Here is a 13654-nt window from a genome sequence, read left to right on the forward strand (position 1 = left end):
CTACACTCCTTATCAAACAACAGTTAAGGACTTGCAAAAACTGTTGTTCCTACTGAAAGCATTGCAACAGCTGTAAAAATTGATAATATTTTAAATTTTCTATTATTCTAAGTTCTACAAATACATAAGCCGCCAGTTAAGTACGATTAGTTTTATTATAATTCAATAAATTCCATCCAACTTTCCACATTTTATTGTACAATTTTATCATTTATATAATAACATGTCAACATTTAATGAACGTTTATAACAAAAAAATGCAGGGCTATAAAAAACTAAAGAAATTGCTCTATTTTACAAAATTATATCCTATTTTTCAATTCCAACTCAATTTTCCCTCAATGTCTTTTTCCTCCAACTTTCGTATGCTTATCTCACAGCAAAGCAGTACCACACCGGTACAGCCTGCTGAATTAATCAATACGAAAATGGAGGTGTTTTTTATGCGAGAACTCAGAAACACAAAAATCATTGCTGTAGATCACGGCTACGGCAACATGAAAACAGCAAATACCGTCACACCAACCGGAATCAAAGCCTATGAAACAGAACCCATCTTCACCGGGAATATTCTGGAATATAACGGCATTTACTACCGGATTGGCGAAGGACACAAAGAATTTATCCCAGATAAAGCTATGGACGAAGAATATTATCTTCTAACTCTCATGGCGATTGCAAGGGAACTGAATGTCTTTTCCATCCGTGAAGCAGACGTTCATCTGGCTGCCGGGCTTCCTCTGACATGGATCAGAAACCAGAGAGAAGATTTCCGTTCCTATCTGCTCCAGAATCCAGAAGTCCATTACCGATTTAACAGCAAAGAGTATCATCTCCGTTTTGTGGGATGCAGCCTTTACCCGCAGGGATATCCGGCTATCGTAAACCGACTTGGAGATTTCAAGGGGACAAATCTTCTTGCAGATATCGGCAACGGAACCATGAACATTCTGTATATCAATAATAAGAAAGCACAGGAAAGCCGGTGCTGGACAGAAAAGTTTGGCGTAAACCAATGCATGATTGCCGCTAAAAACGCTGTTCTGGACAACTTCGGAGTAAAGATTGAAGAATCTACCGTAGAGCAGATTCTGCGGTTTGGAACCGCTGACATTTCAGCGTCTTATCTGGATTGTATTACTGCTGTTGCCAGACAGTATGTCACAGATATTTTTGCCACGCTCCGCAAATATGAATACAATCCTGGCCTGATGCGCCTGTATGTGGTCGGAGGCGGTGGATGCCTGATCCGTAACTTTGGAGCGTATGACAAATCACGAGTTACCATCCTTGATGATATCTGTGCCACTGCCAAAGGTTATGAATCTCTGGCTTATATGAGCCTGAAAAGGAGGGGATAAGCCATGCAGAACCATATCCGCAACACAAACCTGCGATTTAATCTGGACAAAGACCAGCAGCGGAGAGCCTGGGAATATTTACAGACGATGGACAGACAGAATTTTAAATCTTACAGCCAGGTAATCTCCCTTGCACTGGTCGATTATTTTGACCGCTACTACCGCACTCAGGCTGATCCCTATCTGGAAACAAGGGAACGGGAAGAACTTTTTGTGAAACAGATTGTAGAAGCAGTAGAACACAGCCTGAAACAGTCATTGCCGATTTTTCTGTCCGGGCTGACTGCAGGCATGTTGGAAAGGGAATCCCCCATCAGGATGCCCTTTCCAGCTCCTGAAAAAGAACAGCCGGATCGTGATATAGACTGGGATTTTCTTGGAGAATAAACCATTGTGATTGGAGGTGAACACATGACGGACTTTCTGACAGCAGACACAAGCCTGCCATCTTATATGATGTTTCCCCGTTTTCTTCTGGACATGGAAATAAACGAAACTGCCAAAATGCTTTATATGATCCTGCTCGACCGTGCAAGGCTTTCCCAGAAAAATGAGGGCTGGTCAGATACAAATGGTCATGTGTTCCTCTACTTTACGATTGAAGCACTGGCAGAAGTTCTCCACAAAAGCCAGATGACGGTGAAAACTGCTCTGGCAGTACTGGAAAAACAAGAGCTTATCTTCCGAAAACGGCAGGGACCCGGACACCCTAATCGGATCTATGTAAAAATCCCGAAAGAAACCCTCAGCAATACAGACAGAATTCTTTCCTCAAGACAGACAGAAAACTGTCCTATTGACAGACAGGATTCTTTCCCTGATACAGACAGAAAACTGTCCAGTAATAAGAAAGAGATAAAAAAGAACCATTTAACAATAAGAGGGAGTAAAGAGCCACGCTCACCCTATGGAACATTTCAAAATGTTTTTCTGTCAGAGACGGAGCTGGAAAATATCCGGCAGACAATCCCTGACTGGCAGGACTATATGGAACGCTTATCCGGTTATATGGCTTCTACCGGAAAGCAATACCAAAACCATGCAGCTACCATCATCCGTTGGGCAAGACAGGATCATCCTGTTTCCCGGCAACGAAATTATGAAAGTGAGGAATACGAAACATTATGACAACATTTACAGAAAAACCAACAGCTATCACACCAAACAGAGAGCTTCAGTCTGATGAATATTTTAACGAAACAAATCACCTGATCTACTGTTCCAAATGCAATACGCCAAGACAGTGCAGGCATGAATTACAGGGAAAGGTTCTTATTCCTTCCATCCGCTGTAAGTGCCAGCAGGAGATCTTTGAACAGGAGGAAGCCCAGAGAAAACTTCATGAAAAGCAAATGGAAATAGAGCATCTCAAAACCAGCGGCTTACAGGACAAATCACTTTATGACTACACCTTTGCCAAAGATAACGGCAGCAATCCGGAAATGAAACTTGCACACAATTATGTAAGTAACTGGGAAGAGATGAAAGCAAACGCTTCCGGACTTCTCATCTGGGGCGATGTCGGTACTGGAAAATCTTTCTTTGCAGGCTGCATTGCCAATGCCCTTCTGGAAAAAGGCGTCCCGGTACTGATGACCAACTTTTCCCGGATTCTGAATACCCTTACCGGAATGCATTTTGAAGACAGGAATCAGTTCATCCACAGCTTAAACCGCTACAGCCTTCTGATCATTGATGACCTCGGAATTGAACGGAACTCTGACTTTGCACTGGAACAGGTATTCAATGTGATTGACAGCCGTTACCGCAGTAAAAAGCCCCTGATCATAACAACCAATCTCACTTTATCAGAGCTGAATAACGCCGCTGATATCGCACACAAGCGAATTTATGACCGGATTCTGGAGAGATGTGTTCCCATCCGTATCAATAACCGGAATATCCGTCAGGACAATGCAACAGCTAATTTAAAAAAAACGAAAAAAATTCTGTTAGATAATCACACTTCAAACCAGAGTTGAAACAAAGCAGCATCGCACAATAACTATTTTTCACTGACAGTAGTACTACTTTCTTTTCTTATTTATCACCAGAGACATGCCACTGTCAGTTATCTAAAACTATAGTACTAAACCACAAGATTTTAAAACTAAATCGCCCGGATACGGGCATAAAAAGGAGGTGCCAGATATGGCAAATAAAAGAATTATGACACCAGAAGAAAAAGTGCTTTTACAGGCAAAACACAGACTGGAAGAAATCGAAGCAAGAAACCGTAAAAAGGAACGTAATGCCAGAACACGCAGATTGATTCAAGAAGGAGCGATTCTGGAAAGCATTGCTCCACATATTAAAGAAATGGATTTAGATACCCTAAAGCGGGAGCTGATGCTCCGGCTAAGAGGAATGTAAATACACAAGTTCTACTCCCGAAGGGCGCACTTACTCACCACCCGATAAATCGGGCGGTGGTATCCCCTACGGGGCTCGTGCGCTCTGCCGAGGGCTATCCGCTGTTGCAGGCAACATCGAAAGGAGGTGCCAGATATGGCAATTTATCATATGCAAGCCAAGGTCGTCAGCCGTGGTTCCGGGCGGTCTGCTGTCGCTGCATCTGCTTATATGAGCTGTAGCCGCATATACAATGATTACGATGGCATCCAGCATGACTACACCCGAAAACATGGACTGATCTATCAGGAAGTAATGCTTCCCCCTATGGCTCCGCCTAAATGGAAAAACCGGGAGCAACTCTGGAATGCTGTAGAAGCTGCTGAAAAAACAAAAGACAGCCGACTGGCAAGAGAATTTGTTGTCGCACTCCCTATTGAGTTGGATAAAGACAGCAATATTTCTCTTCTTCAGAATTTTATTCAAAAGAATTTTGTAGATATGGGAATGTGTGCCGATTTCGCCATTCACGATACAGATGGTCACAATCCCCATGCACACATTCTACTTACTGTCCGTCCATTAAACGAAAACGGAACATGGCAGTATAAAACCGAAAAAGAATATCTATGCATCAAAGATGGAGAGGAAAAGGGATTTACTGCTTCTGAATTTAAGGATGCTCAGAAAGAGGGCTGGGAAAAACAGTATCGTTATAAAGCTGGGAAAAAGAAAGTATATCTGACTCCCTCGGCAGCACAGGAGAAAGGTTATGAACGTATCGACAAACATCCAAAAAGCACCCGGTATGGCAGACAAAACCCGATTTCCGAACAATGGAACAGTGAGGAACAGCTCTGCCTCTGGAGAGCAAACTGGGCAGATGCCGTAAATAAAATGCTTGCCCTTAATCAGATAAATGCCGCCATTGATCACCGCAGTTTTGCAGCTCAGGGAATCACTGAACAGCCAACCATCCACGAAGGCTACATTGCCCAGAATATGGAAAAGAAAGGCATGATAGCAGACCGGTGTGAAATCAACCGTCGGGTTCGTGCGGATAACAGAATACTACGGGAATTAAAAACACAGATAAAAAAATTGGTTCAAGCTGTCGAAAAATCTATTCCGGTAATTGCAGAAACATTAGAAGCAATCCGCAATCATATGATTTTTACACAATATCATTTACTTCATAATGAAATGCAAAAAGAAGTGATCCATGACTGGATGCAGCATTTTCGTCCTATCCTAAATAAATATGATACCATTAAGAAAAAGCTCAAAGCGAAAGTTACTGAAAAGAAAGAACTAAATGTGCAAAAAAGTAAAACCAGTATTCTAAATCCTTTCCAGCATATAAAGTTAAACCAGCAGCTTACAACCGTAACAGAAGAAATCGAGGAACTGAAATCTGCCAAAGAACAGCTGCTGTTTCAGGCTGAATGCTCCACAGAGAAAGATATGGCGAGCCTTTCCAGAAAATACGACCAGATGGATAAGAATCTGGATATTCTCGATTCTCAGGATATGGCTCTCAAAGAGCAGCTTGAAAAAGATGCTGTCGCTTTCCAAGAGGAAAAACTCCGGCCTAAACCAGAGCAATATACAGAATTACTGGATGCCAGAATCCAGATACGACCTACTTTCCGAGAGAAACTGATTGAGCAGCTCAAAGGTACTTTTGGTGAATATTATGACTATCACTATCGTGATATCGCAACCCATGAAGTGGATGATCTCAATATGGAAGATCCCTATAGCTTCTCTCATCGTACCTGGGAACTTGAATATCAGAGGAAACAGGAATTGCAAAAAAAACATCCTGTTCAATCCAGGCAAAAATCGCACAACACAGAACTATAATGTTTAAACTACTAATATAAAAAATATCCCGTTTTCTCAAAACAGTTATATTGCTTCATCCCAATAATTCACAAACTGCTAACCACCGAGCAAAAGTGAGGCACAAAGTGCGTAAGCATAATTTGATTTCTTTCCGCTTACGCACTCTCTTTTTATCTTGAGCAAAAAATTCCTACTTTGTAAAGCCAACAAATGGGGTTTGGGGGGCTCCCAAAGTGCGTTTGGATATCCAAACGCTATGCTTGCAAAACCAGTTCCACTAATTTCCCTCGATACTCCCTTCTTCTAAAATCAATGATAATTATAACATTGCCAATTTTGTAAAGTAATAATCAACTTAAAATATAGACGACAAACAATAAAACCATGATACTGTTACAAAAAGCAGTAGCATGGTTTCTTTATATTTCATTATAGATTTTCTCTATCTATCATATTTTCTATTGTTTCTGAGAAACAACACTCTTTCAAATCAATACTTTTGTCCATCTTCACAAGATTTGTATATTTCTCATCTGTATAGTGTTTTGATATTACAGCAAATACTTTATATGTAGGCTGTGCTGTTACATCTCTGATGTCCTTTTTCAGCAATGTGTTCGGTACATTTAATTTCGTATTTTTATCTTTTACGAAGCCAATACAACCACATATATTCCCGGCAGCTTTTTCTGTATATAATTTCGGTCCTCGATCTGTAAATTCTCCTATCATTGTTACGTTTTTCTTAATAAGCATCATACGTTCCAATATATCCAATTTTTGCCCCGTAGAGCCATCTTTTGCAAAAACAAAATCATTTTCTGTTAATCGCTTATCCAGGCATTTCTGGTAAAAATGAATTGCAGAAGCTGTCTCTTTTTTATTCAATCGAACTCCTGTCAAATGTAAAAAATTGTATCTATGGAAAACAACTTCATATCCCTGTACAGATGACAAAATCTTATTACTTTCCTGTAATTGCTTATTCACCTCTTTCGGTAAGCCATATAGGAACAAAACCTTCTGATCCTCAAGATGTTCTTTATATAGTTGTGCCGCTTTTGTCATAATCTGAATTGCACGTCTTTTGTCCATAACTTAATCCTTATCCCATAAAATTTAGAGAAGGGAATGTTCACGCCGCAGCACTAAACATTCCCTTCTCATGGTTGATTTTTCCGTTGTCTGCCAACCTCCAGCACCTTCGTCTGGAAAATATCAGGTTTTTCCGTTGCCTGCCAACCTCCGACACCTTCGTTCGGAAAACGTATCAGATTTTAGGTGTCAACCCACCGCTGATGCACAGCTTTTCTAATTACATTTTACACGAACTATGTGGAAAATGCAATTACAATTTTATCTTATGATGCCCTGCTACATTTTATACACTATTTATCTTACATTTCATTCTTGATAAATTATCTCTTTATCCACAATCTCCCTCGCACATACTTGTATATTGTTCATTCTTCCTATCCATTCCAAGACATTTTCCACCTTTAGCTGTTCTGTAATGCCTTGTGCCTGTTTCATCTGTTCTACAAGTCTTTCAAAGCGTTCCTGTGCCTGTTCTTCTATATCAGCCAAATAACCATTCAGCCTGCCGCTTGTAAGCATATTCAGATATAGCAATCTGCGGTATTCCTTCAAATACCGCAAATGTCTTTGTCCCCATACACCGACAACCCTTTGTTCTTCTTCCTTCGGTAAGGTAAGAGCAGGGATAAGATAATCCCCATGTCTGATATAAGTACCGCCCATCTCTTCAAAAATTGTTTTCTTCATTGTCTGTTCTACCTTTCTTATCGTTCTCTATTCATAGATTTTCTTTACGACCGTTCCAATTTTACAGTAACAATAATTCTTCAATTTTCAGTTCACATTGCCCCTCCCGAAGAAGTATGATAGAATAATTCTATTAAATTGAATCGGAGGTGCCACATGGCTATCAGTTCCAACAATATTCAGGTCTATACTACTTTGTCCAAAGAACTGGTTGCTGAGATTGATAAGGATGCAAAAGCGAACTATCGTACACGTTCCCAGCAGATTAACATGATCCTGACCGAGTATTATAAGACTCAAACAACAACCAAACATGAATCCGAGTAAAACACTGAATTGCCTGAAAACACAGGAAATATCAGTGTTTTCTTATGTTTTCCCTTAATTATAAGGTTCATGGGAACCATAATTATTCCCAAAGCTGATGTTTATGACGATCGGTTTTCTCATCTTCACTGCCTGCCGTATCAGGTAATCAATCCCCTCCATCAGCTCCGTTGTCCGCGGAAATGAATTTTCCCGTGGATTTCCCATTTTTACCACCAGAAGATCACTTCTATACGCAACGCCTCGATTCACTCCATCCGATGCTCTCCCATTTCCTGCTGCTATTCCAAGAACTGCTGTTCCATGTCCGCTGAAATCTCCAGACGGAACAAGGCGCCTGCCTTCGGTTTCCCCGAGTGCAAGCGCCTCATCAATTTCTTCCTTCGTATATTCAGTTCCTGATACATAGTTTTCCGGTGGATTTCCAGCTACACTCTGATCCCACAGTCGCAGAATCCGGGTACTGCCATCCTCATTTCTAAAATCCGGATGGAAATAGTCTACTCCGGAATCCACAATACCCACCAAAATCCCTTCGCCGGTTAAGCCATCGGCTCCATTCTGCACCGGCAAAATGCAGCTTGCCTCCCGTTCTTCAAAGGTCTCAAAATAAAGTCTCTTGGGCTTTTCTATAAACTCGATCTGCTCTCTGACTGAGTATGCAGCAATTTCCGTTTCCGGCAATGTCACTACTGCATAACCACCAAGCAGCGGGACCACCTGGATCCTCTCACCACCAAGTCCGCTTTCCGGTCCGCTGTACTTCACGATCACATCCCACAGCCTGGTGGTGGGATCATATCCCACATTCAGATTTTCCGATTTTGCCCGTTCCTGCGGCAGGGCATTCATGGCAAGATTAAGTAGATTCTCTAATTTCTGGTCTGGCATAAGGCTTTCATTTCCATTGATACATTTTTTTTATTATATGCAACGCCTTCGTTTAAAGCACCAACCATCTGTTCCAGCATTTCTCTTTTAATTCCGGGAACGAAGCTTAACAACTGACGAAGCGGCATTCCTTCCATCATCGCAGCCATCATTTCCTGATTATTTAAAAAGACCCTTGGTTTTTCTGTCAGCGCATTTATTTTGCGCTGTAAGCTGGAGGAAGGTAAAGAATTGCTGCAATATACCAACAAATCCATCAGTACGATCAGCACCTTTTTATGTTTCTCCAGCCAAAGTCACTTTCAGACTGCTTTTAAGAAGCAATTCGGAATGACTCCCAATGAATGCAGGCGCATGGGGTCATAAATCGTCTCTAGATATCTCAAGGTTCCATGAATGCAAAAAGGCATGAGCCTTTTATATGACTCATGCCTCTTCAGCTAAACAGATATCCGTGATCTTATCCGATAATGTTATGCCGTTGCTTTTTTATCATCTGTCTTCTCAAGCAGTTTCTTCACGCCCTGGATCGCTACCAATACACCAAGGATCAGCAGTAATACTGCAAATACAAGCTGTAAGGTGTTTCCAAGATCCAGCCCTGTTGTTACCAGTGCCTTTGAAAGCTTTGTGATGGTCATGCCAAGTGCTGTGAAGGTAACTGCCATCATGAATACCATCGGGATCCAGAGCATGCAGCCCTGACGTTTTGTTTTCTTTAAGAATACTGCACAGGCTACAAGGGCAAGTACAGATAACAGCTGGTTTGCGGAACCGAACAGCGGCCAGATCTCCGCATAACCTACTTTTGTAAGCATGTAAGCAAGTACCAGTGTGATAACTGTTGCAAAATATTTATTTGTCACCACCTTCAGGAACGGGCTCATGTTTTCCTCATCTGTATCAGAATCAAGGAAAAATTCCTGGAATGACAGACGTCCAACTCTGGCTACAGAATCAAGAGAGGTCAGTGCAAATGCGGATACAGCAAGGTTGATCAGGGTAAATACCAGGGAATGCGGAAGGCCAACTACAGAAAGGAAGTTTGCGATAGCACCTGCAAAAATCTGCGGCTGTGTTGTAAGTCCCTGTGCTGCTGCTTCACCATCTGCAAAGGATGCAACTGCGATCAGTGCGATGATGGCAAGCATACTTTCCATCAGCATTGCTCCAAAGGAAACAGGAAGCATATTTTTCTCATTTTTGATCTGCTTGGATGCAGTACCGGAAGATACCAGTGAATGGAAGCCGGAAACAGCACCGCAGGCGATGGTTACAAACAGGATCGGGAACATATACTGTCCGTCTACGTTAAAGCTTGTAAATGCCTTCAGGTTACAGGAAGGATTGGCAACAAATACACCGATAACCGCACCGACGATCATAAAAATGAGCAGATAGCTGTTCAGATAATCACGTGGCTGAAGCAGTGCCCATACAGGAGCGACACTGGCGATCAGAATGTATACAAAAATGATGATATGCCAGGTTCCAAGACTTACATACATGGGGAAATTAAGTCCCAGCACAATTGCTGCTACCAGCAGTAAAATTGCGACTGCAGTGTTGACCCATTTGTTGAATTTTGTATATTTAAGGAAAAATCCAAGTGCAACAGCCTCAAATATAAATAACATGGAAGTGGTTGCAACAGCTCCGTTTGCCGCTACCTTTGTAACTGTTCCTGCATCATTTACGGCAAATCCGTTAAAGGTTCCTGCTACAACATCTGCAAATGCGGCAACGACCAGAATACAGAACAGCCAGCAGAATAAAAGAAATAATTTTTTTCCAAGCTTTCCGATATACGCTTCGATGATATATCCGATCGTACGTCCTTTATTCTTTACGGATGCATACATGGATGCAAAATCCTGCACAGCTCCGAAAAATACACCACCGATGAGGATCCATAACAGAACCGGCAGCCAACCGAAAATTGCGGCCTGGATCGGTCCGTTGATGGGACCTGCACCTGCTATGGATGCAAACTGATGTCCAAATACTACATTTGTATCAGCCGGTACATAATCAACTCCGTCCTCCATTTCGTATGCCGGAGTTTTTGCTTTCGGATCAATGCCCCATTTGTTCTGGAGATAACGGCCATACAGAAGATATGCGCCTCCGAGAACTACAATGGCTATGATCATCATTGTGATTCCGTTCATAATATCAACTCTCTTTCCTTTGTGTTTTTTATACATGATACAATGACCGTAAAACAGTTATTGCATCAAAAAACGCCCTTGCTATCCTTTCGGATAACAAAGGCGGAATGTTCCGTGGTACCACTTTGTATTATCGTATTTATTGCTAAACGCGACCACTTATTACTGTCATATCAAACAGCCTCTTCTGTAACGTGAAGACTACGTCCCGGCTTACTTAAAGATTTCTATTCAGCGGGATGCTCCCAAATGATATCACAAAATACCTTCTGCCGCTTCTCACCAGCTGCGGCTCTCTGTGATCCGGTCTGCTTCTTGTGATCTGTCCTGTTCCATGCATTTCTCTTTTTTATTTATCTAATGTTTTACTCCTTTTTTTATAAAAATTCAACAAATAATTTATATATATTTTATAAATTTGCATATGTTTTTTTATGCATTTTTTAGGTAAAAGCCAAAACACGGCGTATGTAACGAAGCCAGATCTGATCCCAGCTCTGCTTTACGATCCGTTTCCCGTCACATACGCCGCATTATCCATTATTCAGAAAATGTATATCTTACCATGTATCCTTTTCCGTCACCGGTTACGATCACGACTCCGCCATCGGGATTCTCGATCTTATCAATGATCGGAAATCTTCCTTTTTCTTTTACGAAAGCTTCCGGGCTCTCGATATTTGCTTCAATGATCTCCTGCTGAGAATGACGATCGCCGCCGCAGGGATTAATGGTTTCAATGATGATCTCATATTCCTTCATACCCTTCACCTCTTTCATTTTAATGCAGTTTTTCAGTTCTTATACTTACATTTTATCGTAAAAATCCCGGTCATGCAAAATGCGTTCTGCACAAATTTTCAGAGGATTTATTGGTATTTTTCACTACATTCAGACTTCTTCTGTTTCCGGATGTTATCTTCCTCAAAGAAGGCTTTTTTTTATTCTACAAAGTGGATCCTGCTCTTATCAAAACGATCCTGCTGCTTTCTGCTCTCTGCCGGGTACCCCAGGGCAAAAAGAGAAAATACCTCCACATTCTCCGGAAGCTTCAGAATATCATGGACCAGCGCCATACGATCCTTAAGCGGTGCAATTCCGATCCACACGCCGCCAAGTCCCAGTGCATCCGTTTCCAGCCAGATATTCTCCTGTGCGATAGACATATCGATCTGTGCCATATCCTGAACAGGCAATCCCTCTTTCCGATATACCGGAACGATCACAACCGGTGCACCTGCTGCACATCCGGAATAGGGAGTGGCTTTGGAAAGCTCCAGGATCTTCTCCTTATCTGTCACAACATAAAATTCCCACGGCTGCTGATTACATGCGCTGGGCGCCTGCATACCCGCTTTCAGGATCTGAAAGATCTTTTCCTTCTCTACGGGTTTATCTTCATATTTACGGATACTTACTCTGTGAAAAATATTCTCCATGCTATTTTCTCCTCGTCATACTCATATCACTTGTTACAGTTCATACTCATCATACAGCTTCTGACGCCATTTTACATCCGTCATCACACGCTGCACTTCATCCGACCGTCCATCCAAAAACAAACGATTGATCACTCCCACCGGTATATACAAATTATACCACATCATCAAAACATAAAAACCCCATAAAACGTATTTTTACAAACTCTACAGGAACTTAAAATGGAAAACGCTCCAGAATACGAAGCTTTCAGAATGTCCATACAGACAAGAATCCTATAAGATATAATAACCATACCACATATCAATAAACAAATCACTCAAAACTGTTCCAAAAATTCTCCCATAATCTGACACCGCCACCATCTGAAAACTCCCGGACAGCCAAACATCCGGGAGTTTTTCTTATATCACTTATAATCTGCAGAAATTATTTCTCCTGCACATTGATGATAACCTTCATGGTTGTCTCACGGTTCTCATCAATATACTGATAAGCCTTCAGATAATCTGCGAACTTAAATGTCTTTGAGATCAGCGGCTTTAAATGAACCTTTCCCGCATTTACAAGATCAATGGCATCTACATAATCATCATGACGGTACATCATAGTACTCTTGATATCCAGCTCGTGGTCATTGGCAACAGCAAGGTCAACGGTTGCCATATCTGCAAATACCGCTACCAGTACGATCACGCTGCCTTTTCTCGCATACTGGATGGCCTGTCCCATGGTGATGTTATTTCCGGCACAGTCATAGATCACATCTGCCTTATCCGGACCAAATGCCTCTACCAGCGCCTCTCCGAAATTTTTCTCCTTCGTGTTTACACAGATATCAATGCCGCACTCTTTTGCTTTTGCAAGACGAAGGTCACTGACATCCGTGATCATAACCCTGGCTGCCCCCATTCCTTTGGCTGTCTGCGCAACAAGATTTCCGATGGGACCTGCACCGATCACTGTGATGTTCATCCCTTTTACATCGCCCATCTGCTTCACGGCATGGACTGCAACTGCCAGCGGCTCGATCATTGCACCTTCCTCGTAAGACATCTCCTCCGGGATCGGTGTTACCTTAGATGCATCTACTGCAAAGAATTCAGAAGCTGTTCCTGTTGTCTGGAAGCCCATAACCTTCAGTTCCTCGCAGAGATTATATTTTCCATGGCGGCACGGATAGCAATGTCCGCAGTATACCTGAGGCTCGATGGTTACTTTCTGGCCAACCTTAAAACCTGTCACATTCTTTCCAAGCCCCGTGATCTCACCGGATACTTCATGTCCCTGTGTTACCGGATATTTTGTAAAAGGATGCTTACCGTGATATACGTGGATATCTGATCCGCAGATACCAATGTTCATGATCTTAACCAGAACCTGGTCATCTCCCACTTCCGGAACCGGAACCTCTCTGAAAATAATCTCTCCGGGATTTGTCATTACCTGTTGAAGCATCTTATTCTCCTCCTCTAATTT

General features: G+C 41.9%; 17 protein-coding genes. 8 read left to right on the forward strand and 9 right to left on the reverse strand.

The window, feature by feature from the left end; all coding sequences use genetic code 11:
- Positions 1-257: 257 nt before the first annotated feature.
- From DWW77_RS13080 to mobQ, 6 genes are all read left to right on the forward strand, one after another.
- A complete protein-coding gene (locus DWW77_RS13080) occupies positions 258-1361 on the forward strand; it encodes a ParM/StbA family protein (RefSeq protein ID WP_436286257.1) in 1104 nt (367 codons plus the stop codon).
- A gap of 3 nt (positions 1362-1364) precedes the next feature.
- Positions 1365-1748 (forward strand): hypothetical protein, encoded by a 384-nt coding sequence (locus tag DWW77_RS13085; protein WP_005428271.1) that lies wholly within the window; start codon positions 1365-1367, stop codon positions 1746-1748.
- Positions 1749-1772: 24 nt separating this feature from the next.
- Positions 1773-2489 carry a replication initiator protein A gene (locus DWW77_RS13090; RefSeq protein WP_005428274.1) on the forward strand — a complete coding sequence of 239 codons (717 nt, stop codon included), beginning with the start codon at positions 1773-1775 and terminating at the stop codon, positions 2487-2489.
- A complete protein-coding gene (locus DWW77_RS13095) occupies positions 2486-3343 on the forward strand; it encodes an ATP-binding protein (RefSeq protein WP_005428275.1) in 858 nt (285 codons plus the stop codon). The genes DWW77_RS13090 and DWW77_RS13095 overlap by 4 nt, the downstream gene beginning before the upstream one ends.
- 169 nt (positions 3344-3512) lie before the next feature.
- Entirely contained in the window at positions 3513-3734 is a 222-nt protein-coding gene (locus tag DWW77_RS13100; RefSeq protein WP_005428277.1) for a hypothetical protein, read from the forward strand.
- 135 nt (positions 3735-3869) lie between these two features.
- Positions 3870-5579 (forward strand): MobQ family relaxase, encoded by a 1710-nt coding sequence (gene mobQ / locus DWW77_RS13105; protein WP_023924145.1) that lies wholly within the window; start codon positions 3870-3872, stop codon positions 5577-5579.
- Positions 5580-5990: 411 nt separating this feature from the next.
- Here mobQ and DWW77_RS13110 read toward each other — a convergent pair whose 3' ends face one another.
- Together DWW77_RS13110 and DWW77_RS13115 are read right to left on the reverse strand one after the other, a co-directional pair.
- Positions 5991-6656 carry a PBECR4 domain-containing protein gene (locus tag DWW77_RS13110; protein ID WP_005428282.1) on the reverse strand — a complete coding sequence of 222 codons (666 nt, stop codon included), beginning with the start codon at positions 6654-6656 and terminating at the stop codon, positions 5991-5993.
- Between the two features lie 309 nt (positions 6657-6965).
- Complete coding sequence (locus DWW77_RS13115; RefSeq protein WP_005428283.1) at positions 6966-7346, reverse strand: TnpV protein; 381 nt, start codon at positions 7344-7346, stop codon at positions 6966-6968.
- A 156-nt stretch (positions 7347-7502) separates the two neighbouring features.
- On the opposite strand from DWW77_RS13115, the gene DWW77_RS18120 reads away from it, so the two are divergent.
- A complete protein-coding gene (locus DWW77_RS18120) occupies positions 7503-7673 on the forward strand; it encodes a hypothetical protein (RefSeq protein WP_005428285.1) in 171 nt (56 codons plus the stop codon).
- A gap of 54 nt (positions 7674-7727) precedes the next feature.
- Here the strand turns inward: DWW77_RS18120 and DWW77_RS13120 are convergent, their stop codons facing one another.
- Both DWW77_RS13120 and DWW77_RS17870 read right to left on the reverse strand, forming a co-directional pair.
- Positions 7728-8564, reverse strand: coding sequence for a S8 family serine peptidase (locus DWW77_RS13120; protein ID WP_118608859.1), 837 nt, complete (start codon positions 8562-8564; stop codon positions 7728-7730).
- Positions 8546-8836 (reverse strand): hypothetical protein, encoded by a 291-nt coding sequence (locus tag DWW77_RS17870; RefSeq protein WP_147419594.1) that lies wholly within the window; start codon positions 8834-8836, stop codon positions 8546-8548. The genes DWW77_RS13120 and DWW77_RS17870 overlap by 19 nt, the downstream gene beginning before the upstream one ends.
- On the opposite strand from DWW77_RS17870, the gene DWW77_RS13125 reads away from it, so the two are divergent.
- Positions 8766-8930: a helix-turn-helix domain-containing protein gene (locus tag DWW77_RS13125; RefSeq protein WP_180215069.1), complete on the forward strand. Its 165-nt coding sequence runs from the start codon at positions 8766-8768 to the stop codon at positions 8928-8930. The two genes, DWW77_RS17870 and DWW77_RS13125, sit on opposite strands and share 71 nt — an antisense overlap.
- A gap of 107 nt (positions 8931-9037) precedes the next feature.
- Here DWW77_RS13125 and DWW77_RS13130 read toward each other — a convergent pair whose 3' ends face one another.
- The 5 genes from DWW77_RS13130 to DWW77_RS13145 all read right to left on the reverse strand — a co-directional run bounded on the left by DWW77_RS13130 (position 9038) and on the right by DWW77_RS13145 (position 13633).
- Positions 9038-10735: a carbon starvation CstA family protein gene (locus DWW77_RS13130; RefSeq protein ID WP_022426195.1), complete on the reverse strand. Its 1698-nt coding sequence runs from the start codon at positions 10733-10735 to the stop codon at positions 9038-9040.
- Positions 10736-11275: 540 nt separating this feature from the next.
- On the reverse strand, positions 11276-11497 hold the full coding sequence (locus tag DWW77_RS13135) for a hypothetical protein (RefSeq protein ID WP_059086708.1): 222 nt from the start codon (positions 11495-11497) through the stop codon (positions 11276-11278).
- Between the two features lie 179 nt (positions 11498-11676).
- Positions 11677-12174 (reverse strand): nitroreductase family protein, encoded by a 498-nt coding sequence (locus DWW77_RS13140; protein WP_118608860.1) that lies wholly within the window; start codon positions 12172-12174, stop codon positions 11677-11679.
- A 33-nt stretch (positions 12175-12207) separates the two neighbouring features.
- A complete protein-coding gene (locus DWW77_RS18350) occupies positions 12208-12342 on the reverse strand; it encodes a hypothetical protein (protein WP_022426192.1) in 135 nt (44 codons plus the stop codon).
- A 262-nt stretch (positions 12343-12604) separates the two neighbouring features.
- Positions 12605-13633, reverse strand: coding sequence for a zinc-dependent alcohol dehydrogenase (locus DWW77_RS13145; protein ID WP_015526214.1), 1029 nt, complete (start codon positions 13631-13633; stop codon positions 12605-12607).
- Positions 13634-13654 lie beyond the last annotated feature (21 nt).

The sequence above is a fragment of the Ruminococcus sp. AF17-12 genome, from assembly GCF_003479245.1.
Classification (GTDB): domain Bacteria; phylum Bacillota; class Clostridia; order Lachnospirales; family Lachnospiraceae; genus Blautia_A; species Blautia_A fusiformis.

Excerpts from the sequence above, each read along its gene's own strand:
- DWW77_RS13135 (WP_059086708.1), bottom strand. The coding sequence starts at position 11,497 with ATGAAGGAATATGAGATCATCATTGAAACCATTAATCCCTGCGGCGGC.
- DWW77_RS13140 (WP_118608860.1), bottom strand. The coding sequence starts at position 12,174 with ATGGAGAATATTTTTCACAGAGTAAGTATCCGTAAATATGAAGATAAA.
- DWW77_RS13145 (WP_015526214.1), bottom strand. The coding sequence starts at position 13,633 with ATGCTTCAACAGGTAATGACAAATCCCGGAGAGATTATTTTCAGAGAG.
- DWW77_RS13095 (WP_005428275.1), top strand. The coding sequence starts at position 2,486 with ATGACAACATTTACAGAAAAACCAACAGCTATCACACCAAACAGAGAG.
- DWW77_RS13120 (WP_118608859.1), bottom strand. The coding sequence starts at position 8,564 with ATGCCAGACCAGAAATTAGAGAATCTACTTAATCTTGCCATGAATGCC.
- DWW77_RS13115 (WP_005428283.1), bottom strand. The coding sequence starts at position 7,346 with ATGAAGAAAACAATTTTTGAAGAGATGGGCGGTACTTATATCAGACAT.
- mobQ (WP_023924145.1), top strand. The coding sequence starts at position 3,870 with ATGGCAATTTATCATATGCAAGCCAAGGTCGTCAGCCGTGGTTCCGGG.
- DWW77_RS13130 (WP_022426195.1), bottom strand. The coding sequence starts at position 10,735 with ATGAACGGAATCACAATGATGATCATAGCCATTGTAGTTCTCGGAGGC.
- DWW77_RS13100 (WP_005428277.1), top strand. The coding sequence starts at position 3,513 with ATGGCAAATAAAAGAATTATGACACCAGAAGAAAAAGTGCTTTTACAG.
- DWW77_RS13080 (WP_436286257.1), top strand. The coding sequence starts at position 258 with ATGCAGGGCTATAAAAAACTAAAGAAATTGCTCTATTTTACAAAATTA.
- DWW77_RS18120 (WP_005428285.1), top strand. The coding sequence starts at position 7,503 with ATGGCTATCAGTTCCAACAATATTCAGGTCTATACTACTTTGTCCAAA.
- DWW77_RS13110 (WP_005428282.1), bottom strand. The coding sequence starts at position 6,656 with ATGGACAAAAGACGTGCAATTCAGATTATGACAAAAGCGGCACAACTA.
- DWW77_RS18350 (WP_022426192.1), bottom strand. The coding sequence starts at position 12,342 with ATGATGTGGTATAATTTGTATATACCGGTGGGAGTGATCAATCGTTTG.
- DWW77_RS13085 (WP_005428271.1), top strand. The coding sequence starts at position 1,365 with ATGCAGAACCATATCCGCAACACAAACCTGCGATTTAATCTGGACAAA.
- DWW77_RS13090 (WP_005428274.1), top strand. The coding sequence starts at position 1,773 with ATGACGGACTTTCTGACAGCAGACACAAGCCTGCCATCTTATATGATG.